The following is a 16,988-nucleotide window of genomic DNA, read 5'->3' on the forward strand; positions in this document are numbered from 1 at the left end:
TTAGAACTCCAGCCCGCCTTCACGAGCAGCATCAGCCAGTGCCTTAACACGGCCGTGGTACTTGAAGCCAGAACGGTCGAATGCCACCTGAGTGACGCCAGCGGCTTTCGCACGCTCAGCAACCAGCTGACCAACTTTCGTGGCCGCATCGATGTTGCCGGTGGCACCATCACGCAGATCCTTGTCCAAAGTCGAGGCGCTTGCCAGGACTTTGCTGCCGTCGGCCGAGATGACCTGGGCGTAAATGTGCTGCGAAGAGCGATACACGCAGAGACGCACGGCTTCTAGCTCGTGCATTTTCAGGCGTGCTTTGCGAGCGCGACGCAGTCGAGTAACTTTTTTGTCGGTCATTTGCTATGCCCTACTTCTTCTTGGCTTCTTTACGGCGGACGACTTCGTCTGCGTAACGCACACCTTTGCCTTTATAGGGCTCTGGCGGACGGAAGTCGCGGATCTCAGCGGCCACTTGACCAACCAGCTGCTTATCGATGCCCTTGATCAGGATATCGGTCTGGCTGGGGGTTTCGGCGGTGACGCCTTGCGGAAGTTCGTATTCCACCGGATGCGAGAAGCCCAGCGCCAGGGACAGCACTTCGCCTTTTGCCTGTGCTTTGTAACCCACACCAACCAGCTGAAGCTTACGCTCGAAGCCTTGGCTGACGCCGATCACCATGTTGTTAACCAACGCACGGGTGGTACCGGCCATTGCACGAGTTTGCTGATCGCCATTGCGAGCTGCAAAACGCAGTTCACCGGCTTCCTCAACCACTTCAACGGACGAATGAACGTTCAGTTCTAGAGCGCCTTTAGCACCCTTCACCGAAAGCTGTTGGCCGGCGAGTTTGATCTCAACACCAGCTGGCAGCTTAACGGGGTTCTTAGCAACGCGAGACATGCTTATCCCCCCTTAGAACACTGTGCAAAGCACTTCACCGCCGACACCGGCAGCGCGCGCAGCACGATCCGTCATCACACCTTTGTTGGTGGAGACGATGGATACGCCAAGACCGCCACGAACTTTTGGCAGATCATCGACGGACTTGTACTGGCGCAAGCCTGGACGGCTAACGCGCTTCACTTCTTCGATGACCGGACGGCCTTCGAAATATTTCAGCTCGATGGATAGCAACGGCTTGATATCGCTGCTGATCTGAAAACCCGCAATGTAACCTTCGTCCTTGAGGACTTTGGCTACAGCCACCTTCAACGTGGAGGAAGGCATGCTTACGACGGACTTTTCAGCCATCTGGGCATTACGGATACGAGTTAGCATGTCCGCTAACGGGTCCTGCATACTCATGGGCTAGACGCTCCTGATACAAAAAGAATTAGCCTTCCGGCTACTACAGTCGCTAGAAAAATTCCGGGCAAACCAAAACCCAGGCTCAGGCGAGCCGATCATTCTAGAGACTGCTTAAAAATGAATCAAGCCCCAAAAGGGGCTTGATTCAATATCGCTCAACGCAACTGCACGATCTCTGCAGGCCGGGCAGCCGCGAATCCTGACAGACCGCTTACCAGCTAGCTTTCACCAGACCCGGTACGTCACCGCGCATGGCAGCTTCGCGCAGTTTGTTACGGCCGAGGCCGAACTTGCGGTACACGCCATGCGGACGACCGGTGAGGCGGCAGCGGTTACGCAGGCGCGAGGCGCTGGCGTCACGCGGCTGCTTCTGCAGAGCGATCTGCGCTTCCCAACGAGCTTCCGGACTGGTGTTCGGATTCACGATGGTAGCTTTCAGCTCGGCACGCTTCTTAGCGAACTTTGCTACCGTTTGCTGACGCTTCAGCTCGCGGTTTTTCATGCTTTGCTTGGCCATGTTCCTACTCCAATCAGTTGCGGAACGGGAATTTGAAAGCGCGCAGCAGAGCGCGACCTTCATCATCGTTCTTAGCAGTGGTGGTCAGGGTAATGTCCAGACCGCGCAGAGCATCGATCTTGTCGTAATCGATTTCCGGGAAAATGATCTGCTCTTTGACGCCCATGCTGTAGTTGCCACGACCATCGAAGGACTTGGCATTCAGGCCGCGGAAGTCACGCACGCGCGGCAGGGAGATCGAAAGCAGACGATCCAGGAATTCATACATACGATCGCGACGCAGAGTAACCTTAACGCCGATCGGCCAACCTTCACGGACTTTAAAGCCAGCGATGGATTTCCGAGCGTAAGTCACAATGACTTTTTGACCGGTGATTTTTTCCAAATCCGCTACCGCGTGCTCGATGATTTTCTTATCACCGATCGCCTCGCCAAGACCCATATTCAGGGTGATTTTGGTAACGCGCGGAACTTCCATCACGTTCGACAGCTTAAGTTCTTCCTTAAGCTTCGGAGCGATTTCTTTCCGATAAATCTCTTTTAGTCGTGCCATGGTCTTCTACCTAGCAGTGTTCAAGCATCAACCGCTTTTTGGGTCGACTTGAAGACACGAATTTTTTTGCCGTCTTCTACTTTGAAACCAACGCGGTCAGCCTTGCTGGTTTCACCGTTGAAAATGGCGACGTTAGAGGCGTGCAGCGGCGCCTCTTTCTCGACGATACCGCCTTGAACGCCCGACATCGGGTTCGGCTTGGTATGGCGCTTTACCAGGTTGATCCCACCAACGACCAGACGGTCGTCAGCGAGAACCTTGAGCACCTTGCCACGCTTACCTTTGTCTTTGCCGGCGATCACGATGATCTCGTCGTCACGACGAATCTTTTGCATGTCGGATCTCCTTACAGCACTTCAGGGGCGAGCGAGACGATCTTCATGAACTTCTCAGAGCGAAGTTCACGGGTCACGGGCCCAAAGATACGGGTGCCGATCGGCTCTTGCTTGTTGTTCAGCAGAACAGCAGCGTTGCCATCAAAGCGAATGATGGAGCCGTCTGGACGACGAACACCGTGGCGAGTGCGGACTACGACAGCAGTCATCACTTGGCCTTTTTTCACTTTACCGCGCGGAATCGCTTCCTTGACGGTGACTTTGATGATGTCGCCGATGCCAGCGTAACGGCGATGCGAACCGCCCAACACCTTGATGCACATAACACGGCGTGCACCGCTGTTGTCGGCCACATCGAGCATGGATTGAGTCTGAATCATATAATTTCTCCGACCCCTAGTCCTTAGACTTCCACTGCGCGTTCAACGACTTCAACCAGTGCCCAAGTTTTGGTCTTGGCCAGCGGACGAGTTTCACGAATAGTGACCTTGTCGCCGATATGGCACTGATTGGTTTCGTCGTGGGCGTGCAGCTTGGTCGAACGCTTCACGTATTTACCGTAGATCGGGTGCTTAACGCGACGCTCGATCAGGACGGTGATGGTCTTGTCCATCTTGTCGCTGACGACACGGCCAGTCAGCGTACGGACGGTTTTTTCGGCTTCAGCCATGATTACTTACCTGCCTGCTGGTTGAGCACAGTCTTCACGCGAGCGATGTCACGCTTAACTTGCGAGAGCAGGTGAGACTGCCCCAACTGGCCAGTTGCCTTCTGCATACGCAGATTGAACTGGTCGCGCAGCAGGCCGAGCAGTTGCTCGTTCAGCTGCTGTGCTGATTTTTCACGAAGTTCATTCGCTTTCATCACATCACCGTCCGCTTAACAAAGGAGGTGGCGAGCGGCAGCTTTGCAGCAGCCAGGGCGAAAGCCTCACGCGCCAGCTCTTCGGAAACACCCTCGATTTCATACAGGACTTTGCCTGGCTGAATCTGGGCAACCCAATACTCGACGCTACCCTTACCTTTACCCATCCGCACTTCGAGAGGCTTCTTGGTGACCGGCTTATCAGGGAACACACGAATCCAGATTTTCCCGCCACGCTTAACGTGACGAGTCAGAGCACGACGAGCGGACTCGATCTGACGGGCGGTGAGACGACCACGAGCAACAGACTTCAGCGCGAACTCGCCGAAGCTGACTTTGCTACCGCGCTGAGCCAAGCCACGGTTGTGGCCAGTCATCTGCTTGCGGAACTTCGTACGCTTTGGTTGCAACATTTGGCGTACCCCTTACTTAGCAGCTTTTTTACGAGGCGCAGGTGCTTGCGGCTTCAGTTCTTCCTGGCGACCACCAATTACTTCGCCCTTGAAGATCCAAACCTTGACACCGATCACACCATAAGTGGTGTGCGCTTCGTACGTGGCATAGTCGATATCGGCACGCAGGGTGTGCAACGGCACACGACCTTCGCGATACCACTCGGTACGGGCAATTTCTGCGCCGCCCAAACGACCGCTCACTTGGATTTTGATGCCTTTGGCACCAATGCGCATGGCGTTCTGTACAGCGCGCTTCATGGCGCGACGGAACATCACACGACGCTCCAGCTGCTGAGCTACGCTCTGCGCAACCAGCATACCGTCGAGCTCCGGCTTGCGGATCTCTTCGATATTGATGTGCACAGGCACACCCATTTGCTTGGTCAGGTCCTGACGCAGCTTCTCAACATCCTCACCTTTCTTGCCGATCACGATGCCGGGACGAGCGGTGTGGATGGTGATACGTGCTGTTTGAGCCGGACGATGGATATCGATACGGCTGACGGACGCGCTTTTTAATTTGTCTTGGAGATACTCACGCACCTTCAGATCAGCGAACAAATAGTCCGCATAAGTCCGACCGCTGGCGTACCAGACGGAGGTGTGCTCCTTGACGATACCCAGGCGAATGCCAATGGGATGTACTTTCTGACCCATCTCTTCGACTCCGTTACTTGTCAGCAACCTTGACAGTGATATGGCAAGACCGCTTGACGATGCGATCAGCACGGCCTTTGGCACGCGGCATGATGCGCTTCAGCGAACGCCCTTCGTTGACGAAAACGGTGGAAACCTTAAGGTCATCCACGTCTGCGCCTTCGTTGTGCTCGGCGTTGGCTACAGCCGACTCCAGCACTTTTTTCATGATCTCGGCGGCTTTCTTACTGCTGAAAGCCAACAGGTTGAGCGCTTCGCCCACCTTCTTCCCGCGGATCTGGTCGGCGACCAAGCGGGCTTTCTGGGCGGAGATTCGAGCGCCCGACAACTTAGCGGCTACTTCCATCGTTCCTTACCCCTTAACGCTTGGCTTTCTTGTCAGCCACGTGCCCACGATAAGTGCGGGTACCGGCAAACTCGCCCAGTTTGTGACCGACCATGTCTTCGTTCACAAGAACTGGGACATGTTGACGACCGTTATGCACAGCAATGGTCAGACCAACCATTTGCGGCAGGATCATGGAACGGCGCGACCAGGTTTTCACCGGCTTGCGATCGTTCTTTTCCACCGCCACTTCGATCTTCTTCAGTAGGTGAAGATCAATAAAAGGACCTTTTTTCAGAGAACGTGGCACTGTCGTATCCCTCTATTTACTTGCGACGACGGACGATCATTTTATCGGTGCGCTTGTTACCACGAGTCTTCGCGCCCTTAGTCGGGAAGCCCCATGGAGACACCGGATGACGACCACCAGAGGTACGACCTTCACCACCACCATGCGGGTGGTCGACTGGGTTCATGGCAACACCACGAACGGTCGGGCGAACGCCACGCCAGCGCTTGGCGCCAGCTTTACCCAGCGAACGCAGGCTGTGCTCGGAGTTCGAGACCTCGCCCAGGGTCGCACGGCACTCAGCCAGCACTTTACGCATTTCACCGGAACGCAGACGCAGGGTCACGTAAGCACCTTCACGAGCGATCAGCTGAGCCGAAGCACCAGCGGAGCGAGCGATCTGAGCACCTTTACCCGGCTTCAGTTCAACACCATGCACAGTGCTACCCACCGGCATGTTACGTAGCTGCAGAGCATTACCCGGCTTGATCGGCGCAAGAGCGCCTGCGATCAGCTGGTCGCCTGCACTCACGCCTTTAGGGGCAATGATGTAACGGCGCTCGCCGTCCGCATACATCAGCAGAGCGATGTGCGCGGTACGGTTCGGGTCATATTCGATGCGCTCGACAGTGGCCGGAATGCCATCTTTGTCGTTGCGACGAAAATCGACCAGACGGTAATGCTGCTTATGGCCACCACCGATGTGACGAGTGGTAATACGACCATTGTTGTTACGACCACCAGACTTCGACTTCTTCTCGAGCAGCGGTGCGTAAGGAGCGCCTTTGTGCAGCTCCTGGTTGACCACCTTGACCACAAAACGGCGGCCAGCGGAAGTCGGTTTGCATTTAACGATTGCCATGATGCACCCCTTCCTTACTCAGCACTGCTGCTGAAGTCGAGATCTTGGCCCGGCTGAAGGGAGATTACTGCCTTCTTCCAGTCATTACGCTTGCCCAGACCGCGAGCAGTACGCTTGCTCTTACCCAGAACATTCAGGGTAGTCACACGCTCTACTTTCACGCTGAACAGGCTTTCGACGGCCTTCTTGATTTCCAGCTTGGTTGCATCGGTCGCAACCTTGAAAACGAACTGGCCTTTTTTGTCAGCCAAAACCGTGGCTTTCTCAGAGACGTGCGGGCCAAGTAGCACTTTAAATACGCGTTCCTGGTTCATCCCAGCAGCTCCTCGAATTTCTTCACGGCCGACACAGTGATCAACACTTTGTCGTATGCGATCAGACTGACCGGATCGGAACCCTGTACATCACGCACATCGACGTGCGGCAGGTTACGAGCAGCCAGGTACAGATTCTGATCAACAGCATCAGACACGATCAGAACATCTGTCAGACCCATGCCATTCAGCTTGTTCAGCAGAGTTTTGGTTTTCGGCGCTTCGACAGCGAAGTCTTGAACCACAACCAGACGATCGGTGCGCACCAACTCGGCAAGGATGGAGCGCAGCGCTGCGCGATACATCTTCTTGTTCAGCTTCTGCGAATGATCCTGCGGACGCGCTGCGAAAGTGGTACCACCGCCACGCCAGATTGGGCTACGGATAGTACCGGCACGAGCACGGCCAGTACCCTTCTGACGCCACGGGCGCTTACCACCACCGGAAACGTCGGAACGAGTCTTCTGCTGCTTGCTGCCCTGACGACCGCCAGCCATATAGGCCACGACTGCCTGGTGTACCAGCGTCTCGTTGAATTCGCCGCCAAAGGTCAGCTCGGAAACTTCGATCGCCTGAGCGTCATTTACATTTAATTGCATGTCAGCTTCCCCTTAACCGCGAGCCTTGGCTGCCGGACGCACAACCAGGTTGCCGCCAGTAGCGCCAGGAACAGCACCCTTCACCAGCAGCAGATTGCGTTCAGCGTCGACGCGCACAACTTCCAGGGACTGCACGGTCACGCGCTCAGCGCCCATATGACCGGACATTTTTTTGCCCTTGAATACACGACCAGGAGTCTGGCACTGGCCGATAGAGCCAGGGACGCGGTGGGAGACGGAGTTACCGTGGGTGTTATCTTGACCGCGGAAGTTCCAGCGCTTGATGGTACCGGCGAAGCCTTTACCCTTGGACTGACCGGTGACATCCACCAGCTGACCTGCTTGGAAAATTTCTGCGTTGATCACATCGCCAGCCTGGTAGTCGCCCTCTTCAAGACGGAACTCCCAGACGCCGCGACCGGCAGCTACGTTTGCTTTAGCGAAGTGACCCGCTTGAGCAGCAGTCACGCGCGAAGCACGACGCTCACCGACAGTGACTTGCACTGCACGATAGCCATCGCTTTCTTCGGTTTTGAACTGAGTGACGCGATTCGGCTCGATCTCAATGACCGTAACCGGAATGGAGACACCTTCTTCGGTGAAAATACGGGTCATACCGCATTTACGACCGACTACACCAATAGTCATGTTGTAAACCTCATGAGTGTACGGGGCTTTCACCCGCTATGGCCGCCCATTTCAGAGCGTTACACGACTAAAACCCTACAGGTCTTAGCCGAGGCTGATCTGCACTTCCACGCCAGCCGCAAGATCGAGCTTCATAAGAGCATCAACGGTTTTATCCGTTGGCTGAACGATGTCCAGCACGCGCTTATGAGTACGGATTTCATACTGGTCGCGCGCGTCCTTGTTGACGTGCGGAGAAACCAGAACAGTAAACCGCTCTTTGCGAGTAGGCAGAGGAATCGGACCACGCACCTGAGCACCAGTACGTTTCGCGGTTTCCACGATTTCCTGGGTGGATTGGTCGATTAGGCGATGATCAAAAGCCTTCAACCGTATCCGGATTTGTTGATTTTGCATTGACCTCAGACTCCCAGCTGCTATTCCCAGCGGGCGCAATACGCCCGTTAAAAGGAGGCGCAATTCTATAGACGCCCCCCCCAGGTGTCAACTCAATAAAAAAGCCCCCGCAAGCGGGGGCTTTTTTCAAGAATCAACGATTACTCGATGATTTTGGCAACTACACCAGCGCCAACGGTACGACCGCCTTCACGGATGGCAAAACGCAGACCGTCTTCCATCGCGATCGGAGCAATCAGGGTGACAACCATTTTGATGTTGTCGCCCGGCATTACCATTTCAACGCCTTCTGGCAGCTCGCAGTTACCGGTCACGTCAGTCGTACGGAAGTAGAACTGCGGACGGTAGCCTTTGAAGAACGGAGTATGACGGCCGCCTTCTTCCTTGCTCAGAATGTACACTTCGCCTTCGAACTTGGTGTGCGGCTTGATGGTGCCCGGCTTGGCCAATACCTGACCACGCTCGACGTCGTCACGCTTGGTGCCACGCAGCAGTACGCCGACGTTCTCACCAGCACGGCCTTCGTCCAGCAGCTTGCGGAACATCTCAACGCCGGTGCAGATGGTCTTGGTGGTATCACGGATACCGACAATTTCCACTTCTTCCTGAATCTTGACGATGCCACGCTCGACACGGCCGGTTACCACGGTGCCGCGACCGGAGATGGAGAACACGTCTTCGATTGGCATCAGGAACGGCTTGTCGATGGCGCGCTCAGGCTCCGGGATGTAGCTGTCCAGAGTCTCAACCAGCTTGCGCACGGCAGAGGTACCCATTTCGTTATCGTCTTGACCGTTCAACGCCATCAGCGCGGAACCGATAATGATCGGCGTGTCGTCGCCCGGGAAGTCGTAAGTGCTCAACAGATCGCGCACTTCCATCTCAACCAGTTCCAGCAGCTCAGCGTCGTCCACCATGTCAGCCTTGTTCAGGAAGACCACGATGTACGGAACACCTACCTGACGGGACAGCAGGATGTGCTCGCGAGTCTGCGGCATCGGGCCGTCAGCAGCGGAGCAAACCAGGATCGCGCCATCCATCTGCGCAGCACCAGTGATCATGTTTTTCACATAGTCAGCGTGGCCCGGGCAGTCTACGTGTGCGTAGTGACGGACAGCCGAATCGTATTCAACGTGGGAAGTGTTGATCGTGATACCACGAGCCTTTTCTTCCGGAGCGTTATCGATCTGGGCGAAGTCACGCGCGGAACCACCGAAGGCTTCAGCGCAGACCTTGGTCAGAGCAGCAGTCAGAGTCGTTTTACCATGGTCAACGTGACCAATAGTGCCGACGTTGAGGTGCGGTTTTTTACGTTCAAATTTTTCTTTAGCCACGACAGTAAACCTCTTGCCTAAAGGGCTGGATCAGCCTTGTTTCTTGACGATAGCTTCGGCGATGTTCGACGGAGCTTCTGAGTACTTCGAAAATTCCATGGAGTAGCTGGCGCGACCCTGAGACATGGAGCGGACGTCGGTCGCATAACCAAACATCTCACCCAACGGAACCTCGGCACGAATCACTTTGCCGGCAACCGTATCTTCCATACCCTGGATCAGACCACGACGACGGTTCAGGTCGCCCATCACGTCACCCATGTAGTCTTCTGGCGTTACCACTTCCACTTTCATGATCGGCTCAAGCAGTACAGCGCCGCCCTTTTGGGCCAGCTGCTTGGTCGCCATGGAAGCAGCGATCTTAAATGCCATCTCGTTAGAGTCGACATCATGGTAAGAACCATCGAAGACCGCAGCTTTTAGGCCGATGAGCGGATAACCGGCAACAACGCCGTTTTTCATCTGCTCTTCGATACCCTTCTGAATAGCCGGGATGTATTCCTTCGGAACCACACCACCTACTACTTCGTTGACGAACTGCAGACCTTCCTGACCTTCGTCAGCCGGCTCGAAGCGGATCCAGCAATGACCGAACTGGCCACGACCACCGGATTGACGCACGAACTTGCCTTCGATTTCGCACTTGTTGCGAATGGTCTCACGGTAAGCAACCTGCGGCTTACCGATGTTGGCCTCCACACCGAACTCGCGCTTCATGCGGTCGACGAGGATATCCAGGTGCAACTCACCCATGCCCGAGATGATCGTCTGACCAGTCTCTTCGTCGGTCTTGACGCGGAAAGACGGGTCTTCCTGAGCAAGCTTGCCCAGAGCGATACCCATTTTTTCCTGGTCGACCTTGGTTTTCGGCTCAACGGCAACCGAGATAACCGGCTCCGGGAAGTCCATGCGCACCAAGATGATCGGCTTCTCAAGGGAGCACAGAGTGTCGCCAGTGGTGACGTCTTTCATGCCGATCAGTGCAGCGATGTCGCCAGCGCGCACTTCCTTGATTTCCTCACGGGTGTTCGCATGCATTTGCACCATACGACCAACGCGCTCTTTCTTGCCCTTGACCGAGTTGATCACCGCATCGCCAGAGCTCAACACGCCCGAATAAACGCGCGCGAAGGTCAGAGTACCGACGAACGGGTCTGTAGCGATCTTGAATGCCAGCGCCGAGAACGGCTCGCTGTCATCGGCATGACGCTCCATCTCAACGGTTTCGTCATCCGGATCGCTACCCTTGATCGCCGGAATATCAACCGGAGCAGGCAGGTAATCGATAACGGCGTCGAGAACCAGGGGCACGCCCTTGTTCTTGAAGGAAGAACCACAAACAGCCGGTACGATTTCGCCAGCGATAGTGCGCTGACGCAGACCAGCCTTGATTTCTGCGATGGTGAGCTCTTCACCCTCGAGATACTTGTTCATGAACTCTTCGTTGGCTTCGGCGGCCGCCTCAACCATATTGCTGCGCCACTCTTCAGCCAGCCCCTGAAGCTCGGCCGGGATCTCTTCCTCACGGAAGGTCATACCCTGATCGTCATCGTTCCAGTAGACAGCCTTCATCTTGATCAGATCGATCTGACCGACGAAGTTCTCTTCAGAACCGATAGCCAGCTGGATCGGCACCGGAGTGTGACCCAGACGCTCTTTGATCTGACCGATCACGCGCAGGAAGTTGGCACCGGCACGGTCCATCTTGTTGACGTAAACAAGACGCGGAACACCGTATTTGTTGGCTTGACGCCATACGGTTTCGGACTGCGGCTCAACACCCGAGGTACCGCAGAACACCACGACCGCGCCATCGAGTACGCGCAAGGAGCGCTCTACTTCAATGGTGAAGTCCACGTGACCGGGGGTATCGATGATATTGAAACGGTACTTGTCGAACTGTTTGGAAGAACCCGCCCAGAACGCAGTAGTGGCAGCGGAGGTGATAGTGATACCACGCTCCTGCTCCTGCACCATCCAGTCCATGGTCGCGGCGCCATCATGCACCTCGCCCATTTTGTGGTTGACGCCCGTGTAGAACAAAACCCGCTCCGTCGTCGTGGTCTTGCCAGCATCCACGTGCGCGACGATACCGATGTTACGGTAGCGGTTAATCGGTGTAGTACGAGCCATAAAGCCCTCGCAAATTTAGAAGCGCCGAATTTAGAAGCGGTAGTGCGAGAAGGCCTTGTTGGCTTCTGCCATGCGGTGCACGTCTTCACGCTTCTTAACAGCAGCACCTTTGCCTTCAGCGGCATCCAGCAACTCGCCAGCCAAACGCAGGGCCATGGATTTTTCGCCACGCTTACGGGCGAAATCCACCAACCAGCGCATGGCCAGGGCGTTACGACGGGACGGACGAACTTCGACCGGAACCTGGTAAGTAGCACCGCCAACACGGCGCGACTTCACTTCGACCAGCGGAGCGATGGCGTCGAGAGCTTTCTCGAAGATTTCCAGGGGATCGCTGTTCTTACGCTCTTTAACCTTCTCCAGCGCGCCATAAACGATACGCTCGGCAACGGCTTTCTTGCCGCTTTCCATCACGTGGTTCATGAACTTGGCCAGGATTTGGCTACCGTATTTTGGATCGTCAAGCACTTCGCGCTTGGCTGCTACACGTCTTCTTGGCATGGATAAGCCCTCAAACGGTCTTCAGGTTAGCCCGGGAACAATAAGCCCTGATTGTGAACCCTTGGAGGGATGACAATCCTGCGGTTACGCCCGACCTTACTCTTATCGACTCAGAAAAATAGAAATCTGCAATTGTTCAAACGACCGATTACTTCGGACGCTTGGTACCGTACTTCGAACGACCCTGGTTACGGCCTTTGACGCCGGAAGTATCCAAGGAGCCGCGAACGGTGTGGTAACGAACACCTGGCAAGTCTTTTACACGACCGCCGCGGATCAGTACCACGCTGTGCTCTTGCAGGTTGTGGCCTTCACCGCCGATGTACGAGGAAACCTCGAAACCGTTGGTCAGACGCACACGGCATACTTTACGCAGTGCCGAGTTAGGTTTTTTCGGCGTAGTGGTGTACACGCGAGTGCACACGCCACGACGTTGCGGGCAGTTCTGCAGCGCAGGCACGTCGGATTTCTCGACGATACGCTTACGCGGCTGACGTACCAGCTGGTTGATAGTTGCCATCTACTAGCTCCACTGTTGTCTTTCGACACTATTTGTATTTCAACATAAGCAAAATGGCAGGACGTGAGTCCCGCCAAATTTAGGGGTACAAGAGTCTAAAGAGCTTCTGGCACCCCGTCAAGGCGAGGCCCCGGAGCCCCATCCATCACTGAACGGCTCACCGGGGCTCCACGCTCAATTACAGATTATTCAACGCTTCGGACAACTGGGCTTCCGCCTCGCTCGCGCTCACCTGAACCGGCTTGCCGGCATCACGCTTGCGTTTGCGCTCACTGTGGTAAGCCAAGCCAGTACCGGCCGGGATCAGACGCCCCACGACCACGTTCTCTTTCAGGCCGCGCAGGAAGTCACGCTTGCCAGTAACCGCCGCCTCGGTGAGGACGCGGGTGGTCTCCTGGAAGGAGGCCGCAGAGATGAACGACTCGGTGGACAGCGACGCCTTGGTGATACCCAGCAGAACGCGGTCGAACCTGGAGATGAATTTATCATCTGCACTCAAACGCTCGTTCTCGACCAGTACGTGAGTCAACTCCATCTGGTCGCCCTTGATGAAGCTGGAATCACCGGATTCGGTGATCTCAACTTTACGCAGCATCTGACGCAGGATGGTCTCGATGTGCTTGTCGTTGATCTTCACGCCCTGCAGGCGGTAAACGTCCTGGATCTCGTTGACGATGTACTTGGCCAGCGCGCTGACACCCAACAAACGCAAGATGTCGTGCGGGTCGCTCGGGCCGTCGGAGATCACTTCGCCGCGATTCACTTGTTCGCCTTCGAAGACGTTCAGGTGACGCCACTTCGGAATCAGCTCCTCGTACGGATCGCTACCATCGTTCGGCGTGATGACCAGACGACGCTTGCCCTTGGTCTCTTTACCGAAGGCAATGGTGCCGCTGACTTCAGCCAGAATCGAGGCCTCTTTCGGGCGACGCGCCTCGAACAGGTCGGCAACGCGCGGCAGACCACCGGTGATGTCGCGGGTCTTTGAGGTCTCTTGCGGGATACGGGCGATAACATCACCGATACCCACTTGCACACCATCCGCCACACCGACCAAGGCGTTGGCCGGCAGGAAGTACTGGGCCGGTACGTCGGTACCCGGCAACAGCAGATCCTTGCCATCGACACCGACCATCTTCACGGCCGGACGGATGTCCTTGCCAGCAGCCGGACGGTCTTTGGCATCGAGTACTTCGATGTTGGTCATACCGGTCAATTCGTCGGTCTGACGCTTGATGGTGATGCCTTCTTCCATGCCCACGTAGGTCACGGTACCTTTCATTTCGGTCACGATCGGGTGGGTGTGCGGATCCCACTTGGCGACGATCGCGCCGGCATCGACCTTGTCGCCTTCCTTGACGGAAATCACGGCACCGTACGGCAGCTTGTAACGCTCGCGCTCACGACCGAAGTCATCCGCAATCGCCAGCTCACCGGAACGGGATACCGCCACCAGGTTGCCGTCCAGACGCTCGACGTGTTTCAGGTTATGCAGGCGGATGGTACCGCCGTTCTTCACCTGGACGCTGTCGGCAGCCGAGGTCCGGCTGGCCGCACCACCGATGTGGAAGGTACGCATGGTCAGCTGGGTACCCGGCTCACCAATCGACTGAGCAGCGATTACGCCGACCGCTTCACCGATGTTGATCTGGTGACCGCGAGCCAGGTCGCGACCGTAGCACTTGGCGCAGATGCCGTAGCGAGTTTCACAGCTGATCGGCGAACGCACTATCACTTCGTCGATGCTGTTCAGCTCGATGAATTCAACCCACTGCTCATCCACCAGAGTACCGGCCGGAACCAGGATTTCTTCGCTGCCCGGCTTAAGCACGTCACGGGCGATCACTCGACCCAATACGCGCTCGCCCAGCGGCTCGACCACGTCGCCGCCTTCGATGTGCGGAGTCATCAGCAGACCGTGTTCGGTACCGCAATCGATCGCGGTCACTACCAGATCCTGGGCCACGTCAACCAGACGACGGGTCAGGTAACCGGAGTTCGCGGTCTTCAGTGCGGTATCCGCCAAACCTTTACGCGCACCGTGCGTGGAGATGAAGTACTGCAGTACGCTCAGACCTTCACGGAAGTTCGCGGTAATCGGCGTCTCGATGATCGAGCCGTCCGGCTTGGCCATCAGGCCCCGCATACCGGCGAGCTGACGGATCTGCGCAGCAGAACCCCGCGCACCCGAGTCGGCCATCATGTACATGGAGTTGAAGGACTCCTGATCGACTTCCTTGCCATGACGGTCGATCACCTTCTCTTTCGAGAGGTTCGCCATCATCGCCTTCGACACTTCGTCGTTGGCCTTGGACCACAGGTCGATCACCTTGTTGTACTTCTCGCCCTGGGTTACCAGGCCGGAGGCGTACTGGCTTTCGATTTCCTTAACTTCTTCGGTGGCCGCATCGATGATGCGCGCCTTCTCATCCGGAATGACGAAGTCATTCACGCCGATGGAAACGCCGGAGATAGTCGAGTAGGCGAAGCCGGTGTACATCAGCTGGTCAGCGAAGATCACGGTGTCTTTCAAGCCACAGGTGCGGTAGCACTGGTTGATCAGCTTGGAGATCGCCTTCTTCTTCATCGGCAGGTTGACCACGTCATACGACAGGCCTTCCGGAACCACCTGGAACAGCAGCGCACGGCCGACAGTGGTGTCGACAATACGGGTGTTCTTGGTGATGCTGCCATCGCGGTCTTTGATGACCTCGTTGATGCGCACTTTGACCTTGGCGTGCAGCGCTGCCTCGCCACCGCGGAATACGCGGTCGACTTCCTGCAGGTCAGCGAATACGCGGCCCTCGCCCTTGGCGTTGATCGCTTCGCGGGTCATGTAGTACAGACCCAAGACCACGTCCTGCGACGGCACGATGATTGGCTCACCGTTGGCTGGCGACAGGATGTTGTTGGTCGACATCATCAACGCGCGCGCTTCCAGCTGGGCTTCCAGCGTCAGCGGAACGTGTACGGCCATCTGGTCACCGTCGAAGTCGGCGTTGTACGCGGCGCAGACCAGCGGGTGCAGCTGGATGGCTTTACCTTCGATCAGCACCGGTTCAAACGCCTGGATACCCAGACGGTGAAGGGTCGGGGCACGGTTGAGCAGGACGGGGTGTTCGCGAATCACTTCGGCGAGAACGTCCCACACCTCAGGCAGCTCGCGCTCGACCATTTTCTTCGCGGCTTTGATGGTGGTGGCCAGGCCACGCATTTCCAACTTGCCGAAAATGAACGGTTTGAACAGCTCGAGGGCCATCTTCTTCGGCAGACCGCACTGGTGCAGGCGCAGGGTCGGGCCGACGGTAATTACCGAACGACCGGAGTAGTCCACGCGCTTACCGAGCAAGTTCTGCCGGAAACGACCTTGCTTACCCTTGATCATGTCGGCCAAGGATTTCAGCGGACGCTTGTTCGAGCCGGTGATAGCGCGACCGCGACGGCCGTTGTCGAGCAGGGCGTCGACCGCTTCCTGCAGCATGCGCTTTTCGTTGCGCACGATGATGTCCGGCGCGGACAGGTCGAGCAGGCGCTTCAAACGGTTGTTACGGTTGATCACCCGACGATACAGATCGTTCAGGTCGGAGGTCGCGAAACGGCCGCCATCCAACGGAACCAACGGACGCAGATCTGGCGGCAGAACCGGCAGAACGGTCAGCACCATCCACTCGGGATGGTTGCCGGAACCCTGGAAGGCTTCCATCAGCTTCAGGCGCTTGGACAGCTTCTTGATCTTGGTTTCCGAGTTGGTCTGCGGAATTTCTTCACGCAGGCGGGCAGTCTCGTGCTCCAGATCGATAGCGCTGAGCAGCTCGCGCACAGCCTCGGCCCCCATGCGAGCGTCGAAGTCATCACCGAACTCTTCGATGGCTTCGAAGTACTGCTCGTCGTTCAGCAGCTGGCCTTTTTCCAGGGTAGTCATGCCCGGATCGATAACGACATAGCTCTCGAAGTAGAGAACGCGTTCGATATCCCGCAGGGTCATGTCCAGCAGCAGGCCGATACGGCTCGGCAGCGACTTGAGGAACCAGATGTGGGCAACCGGCGATGCCAGTTCGATGTGCGCCATGCGCTCACGACGGACTTTGGCCAAGGCCACTTCAACGCCGCACTTCTCGCAGATCACACCGCGGTGCTTGAGGCGCTTGTACTTACCGCACAGGCACTCGTAGTCCTTGACTGGGCCAAAGATCTTGGCGCAGAACAGGCCATCACGCTCTGGCTTAAAGGTGCGGTAGTTAATGGTTTCCGGCTTTTTAACTTCACCGAACGACCACGAACGGATCATCTCTGGCGAGGCCAACCCAATACGGATGGCATCGAACTCTTCGACTTGACCCTGGTTTTTCAGCAAATTCAGTAGGTCTTTCAAGGCCTTTCCTC

General features: G+C 56.4%; 23 protein-coding genes. All 23 read right to left on the bottom strand.

Translation table 11 applies throughout. The features are described from left to right. Nucleotides 1-351, bottom strand: a complete 351-nt coding sequence (gene rplR / locus FFS12_RS17270; RefSeq protein WP_119952545.1) for a 50S ribosomal protein L18 — start codon at nt 349-351, stop codon at nt 1-3. Nucleotides 352-361: 10 nt separating this feature from the next. Beyond that, nucleotides 362-895 (bottom strand): 50S ribosomal protein L6, encoded by a 534-nt coding sequence (gene rplF / locus FFS12_RS17275; protein ID WP_137820059.1) that lies wholly within the window; start codon nt 893-895, stop codon nt 362-364. Nucleotides 896-907: 12 nt separating this feature from the next. Further along, nucleotides 908-1,300 (bottom strand): 30S ribosomal protein S8, encoded by a 393-nt coding sequence (rpsH, locus tag FFS12_RS17280; RefSeq protein WP_119952547.1) that lies wholly within the window; start codon nt 1,298-1,300, stop codon nt 908-910. Nucleotides 1,301-1,514: 214 nt separating this feature from the next. After that, on the bottom strand, nt 1,515-1,820 hold the full coding sequence (rpsN, locus tag FFS12_RS17285) for a 30S ribosomal protein S14 (protein WP_137820057.1): 306 nt from the start codon (nt 1,818-1,820) through the stop codon (nt 1,515-1,517). Between the two features lie 13 nt (nt 1,821-1,833). After that, a complete protein-coding gene (gene rplE, locus FFS12_RS17290) occupies nt 1,834-2,373 on the bottom strand; it encodes a 50S ribosomal protein L5 (RefSeq protein WP_137888632.1) in 540 nt (179 codons plus the stop codon). A gap of 20 nt (nt 2,374-2,393) precedes the next feature. Further along, a complete protein-coding gene (gene rplX, locus FFS12_RS17295; RefSeq protein ID WP_119952550.1) occupies nt 2,394-2,708 on the bottom strand; it encodes a 50S ribosomal protein L24 in 315 nt (104 codons plus the stop codon). An 11-nt stretch (nt 2,709-2,719) separates the two neighbouring features. Next, nucleotides 2,720-3,088 (bottom strand): 50S ribosomal protein L14, encoded by a 369-nt coding sequence (gene rplN, locus FFS12_RS17300; protein ID WP_003289207.1) that lies wholly within the window; start codon nt 3,086-3,088, stop codon nt 2,720-2,722. A gap of 23 nt (nt 3,089-3,111) precedes the next feature. Next, nucleotides 3,112-3,378 (bottom strand): 30S ribosomal protein S17, encoded by a 267-nt coding sequence (rpsQ, locus tag FFS12_RS17305; RefSeq protein ID WP_119952551.1) that lies wholly within the window; start codon nt 3,376-3,378, stop codon nt 3,112-3,114. A gap of 2 nt (nt 3,379-3,380) precedes the next feature. Then, a complete protein-coding gene (gene rpmC / locus FFS12_RS17310; protein WP_002555481.1) occupies nt 3,381-3,572 on the bottom strand; it encodes a 50S ribosomal protein L29 in 192 nt (63 codons plus the stop codon). Continuing rightward, complete coding sequence (gene rplP / locus FFS12_RS17315; RefSeq protein ID WP_110618209.1) at nt 3,572-3,985, bottom strand: 50S ribosomal protein L16; 414 nt, start codon at nt 3,983-3,985, stop codon at nt 3,572-3,574. Before rplP ends, rpmC begins: the two co-directional genes overlap by 1 nt. Before the next feature lie 12 nt (nt 3,986-3,997). Beyond that, entirely contained in the window at nt 3,998-4,684 is a 687-nt protein-coding gene (gene rpsC / locus FFS12_RS17320; RefSeq protein WP_119952552.1) for a 30S ribosomal protein S3, read from the bottom strand. A gap of 13 nt (nt 4,685-4,697) precedes the next feature. After that, nucleotides 4,698-5,030 (bottom strand): 50S ribosomal protein L22, encoded by a 333-nt coding sequence (rplV, locus tag FFS12_RS17325; RefSeq protein WP_003103908.1) that lies wholly within the window; start codon nt 5,028-5,030, stop codon nt 4,698-4,700. A 13-nt stretch (nt 5,031-5,043) separates the two neighbouring features. Then, nucleotides 5,044-5,319: a 30S ribosomal protein S19 gene (rpsS, locus tag FFS12_RS17330; protein ID WP_010486981.1), complete on the bottom strand. Its 276-nt coding sequence runs from the start codon at nt 5,317-5,319 to the stop codon at nt 5,044-5,046. Between the two features lie 16 nt (nt 5,320-5,335). Beyond that, on the bottom strand, nt 5,336-6,160 hold the full coding sequence (gene rplB / locus FFS12_RS17335; RefSeq protein WP_137820056.1) for a 50S ribosomal protein L2: 825 nt from the start codon (nt 6,158-6,160) through the stop codon (nt 5,336-5,338). A 14-nt stretch (nt 6,161-6,174) separates the two neighbouring features. Next, nucleotides 6,175-6,474: a 50S ribosomal protein L23 gene (rplW, locus tag FFS12_RS17340; protein WP_002555488.1), complete on the bottom strand. Its 300-nt coding sequence runs from the start codon at nt 6,472-6,474 to the stop codon at nt 6,175-6,177. Next, on the bottom strand, nt 6,471-7,073 hold the full coding sequence (gene rplD, locus FFS12_RS17345) for a 50S ribosomal protein L4 (protein ID WP_137888634.1): 603 nt from the start codon (nt 7,071-7,073) through the stop codon (nt 6,471-6,473). Before rplD ends, rplW begins: the two co-directional genes overlap by 4 nt. Nucleotides 7,074-7,085: 12 nt before the next feature. After that, nucleotides 7,086-7,721: a 50S ribosomal protein L3 gene (gene rplC / locus FFS12_RS17350; RefSeq protein ID WP_119952555.1), complete on the bottom strand. Its 636-nt coding sequence runs from the start codon at nt 7,719-7,721 to the stop codon at nt 7,086-7,088. 84 nt (nt 7,722-7,805) lie between these two features. Continuing rightward, entirely contained in the window at nt 7,806-8,117 is a 312-nt protein-coding gene (rpsJ, locus tag FFS12_RS17355; protein WP_003186070.1) for a 30S ribosomal protein S10, read from the bottom strand. A 140-nt stretch (nt 8,118-8,257) separates the two neighbouring features. Beyond that, nucleotides 8,258-9,451, bottom strand: a complete 1,194-nt coding sequence (tuf, locus tag FFS12_RS17360; RefSeq protein WP_137888635.1) for an elongation factor Tu — start codon at nt 9,449-9,451, stop codon at nt 8,258-8,260. Nucleotides 9,452-9,481: 30 nt separating this feature from the next. Next, nucleotides 9,482-11,584, bottom strand: coding sequence for an elongation factor G (gene fusA, locus FFS12_RS17365; RefSeq protein ID WP_137820691.1), 2,103 nt, complete (start codon nt 11,582-11,584; stop codon nt 9,482-9,484). A gap of 30 nt (nt 11,585-11,614) precedes the next feature. Further along, nucleotides 11,615-12,085, bottom strand: a complete 471-nt coding sequence (rpsG, locus tag FFS12_RS17370; protein WP_002555493.1) for a 30S ribosomal protein S7 — start codon at nt 12,083-12,085, stop codon at nt 11,615-11,617. A gap of 148 nt (nt 12,086-12,233) precedes the next feature. Beyond that, the gene (gene rpsL / locus FFS12_RS17375) at nt 12,234-12,605 is read right to left on the bottom strand and encodes a 30S ribosomal protein S12 (protein ID WP_003186084.1); all 372 of its coding nucleotides are present in this window, start codon (nt 12,603-12,605) and stop codon (nt 12,234-12,236) included. Between the two features lie 178 nt (nt 12,606-12,783). After that, complete coding sequence (gene rpoC, locus FFS12_RS17380) at nt 12,784-16,977, bottom strand: DNA-directed RNA polymerase subunit beta' (RefSeq protein ID WP_137888637.1); 4,194 nt, start codon at nt 16,975-16,977, stop codon at nt 12,784-12,786. Between the last annotated feature and the right edge of the window lie 11 nt (nt 16,978-16,988).

Source organism: Pseudomonas sp. 2FE (assembly GCF_005503735.1).
GTDB lineage: Bacteria > Pseudomonadota > Gammaproteobacteria > Pseudomonadales > Pseudomonadaceae > Aquipseudomonas.

What these genes read in the sequence shown, in the direction of transcription:
- rplR (WP_119952545.1), bottom strand. Translation starts at nt 351, where the DNA reads ATGACCGACAAAAAAGTTACTCGACTGCGTCGCGCTCGCAAAGCACGC.
- rplF (WP_137820059.1), bottom strand. Translation starts at nt 895, where the DNA reads ATGTCTCGCGTTGCTAAGAACCCCGTTAAGCTGCCAGCTGGTGTTGAG.
- rpsH (WP_119952547.1), bottom strand. Translation starts at nt 1,300, where the DNA reads ATGAGTATGCAGGACCCGTTAGCGGACATGCTAACTCGTATCCGTAAT.
- rpsN (WP_137820057.1), bottom strand. Translation starts at nt 1,820, where the DNA reads ATGGCCAAGCAAAGCATGAAAAACCGCGAGCTGAAGCGTCAGCAAACG.
- rplE (WP_137888632.1), bottom strand. Translation starts at nt 2,373, where the DNA reads ATGGCACGACTAAAAGAGATTTATCGGAAAGAAATCGCTCCGAAGCTT.
- rplX (WP_119952550.1), bottom strand. Translation starts at nt 2,708, where the DNA reads ATGCAAAAGATTCGTCGTGACGACGAGATCATCGTGATCGCCGGCAAA.
- rplN (WP_003289207.1), bottom strand. Translation starts at nt 3,088, where the DNA reads ATGATTCAGACTCAATCCATGCTCGATGTGGCCGACAACAGCGGTGCA.
- rpsQ (WP_119952551.1), bottom strand. Translation starts at nt 3,378, where the DNA reads ATGGCTGAAGCCGAAAAAACCGTCCGTACGCTGACTGGCCGTGTCGTC.
- rpmC (WP_002555481.1), bottom strand. Translation starts at nt 3,572, where the DNA reads ATGAAAGCGAATGAACTTCGTGAAAAATCAGCACAGCAGCTGAACGAG.
- rplP (WP_110618209.1), bottom strand. Translation starts at nt 3,985, where the DNA reads ATGTTGCAACCAAAGCGTACGAAGTTCCGCAAGCAGATGACTGGCCAC.
- rpsC (WP_119952552.1), bottom strand. Translation starts at nt 4,684, where the DNA reads ATGGGTCAGAAAGTACATCCCATTGGCATTCGCCTGGGTATCGTCAAG.
- rplV (WP_003103908.1), bottom strand. Translation starts at nt 5,030, where the DNA reads ATGGAAGTAGCCGCTAAGTTGTCGGGCGCTCGAATCTCCGCCCAGAAA.
- rplB (WP_137820056.1), bottom strand. Translation starts at nt 6,160, where the DNA reads ATGGCAATCGTTAAATGCAAACCGACTTCCGCTGGCCGCCGTTTTGTG.
- rplW (WP_002555488.1), bottom strand. Translation starts at nt 6,474, where the DNA reads ATGAACCAGGAACGCGTATTTAAAGTGCTACTTGGCCCGCACGTCTCT.
- rplD (WP_137888634.1), bottom strand. Translation starts at nt 7,073, where the DNA reads ATGCAATTAAATGTAAATGACGCTCAGGCGATCGAAGTTTCCGAGCTG.
- rplC (WP_119952555.1), bottom strand. Translation starts at nt 7,721, where the DNA reads ATGACTATTGGTGTAGTCGGTCGTAAATGCGGTATGACCCGTATTTTC.
- rpsJ (WP_003186070.1), bottom strand. Translation starts at nt 8,117, where the DNA reads ATGCAAAATCAACAAATCCGGATACGGTTGAAGGCTTTTGATCATCGC.
- fusA (WP_137820691.1), bottom strand. Translation starts at nt 11,584, where the DNA reads ATGGCTCGTACTACACCGATTAACCGCTACCGTAACATCGGTATCGTC.
- rpsG (WP_002555493.1), bottom strand. Translation starts at nt 12,085, where the DNA reads ATGCCAAGAAGACGTGTAGCAGCCAAGCGCGAAGTGCTTGACGATCCA.
- rpsL (WP_003186084.1), bottom strand. Translation starts at nt 12,605, where the DNA reads ATGGCAACTATCAACCAGCTGGTACGTCAGCCGCGTAAGCGTATCGTC.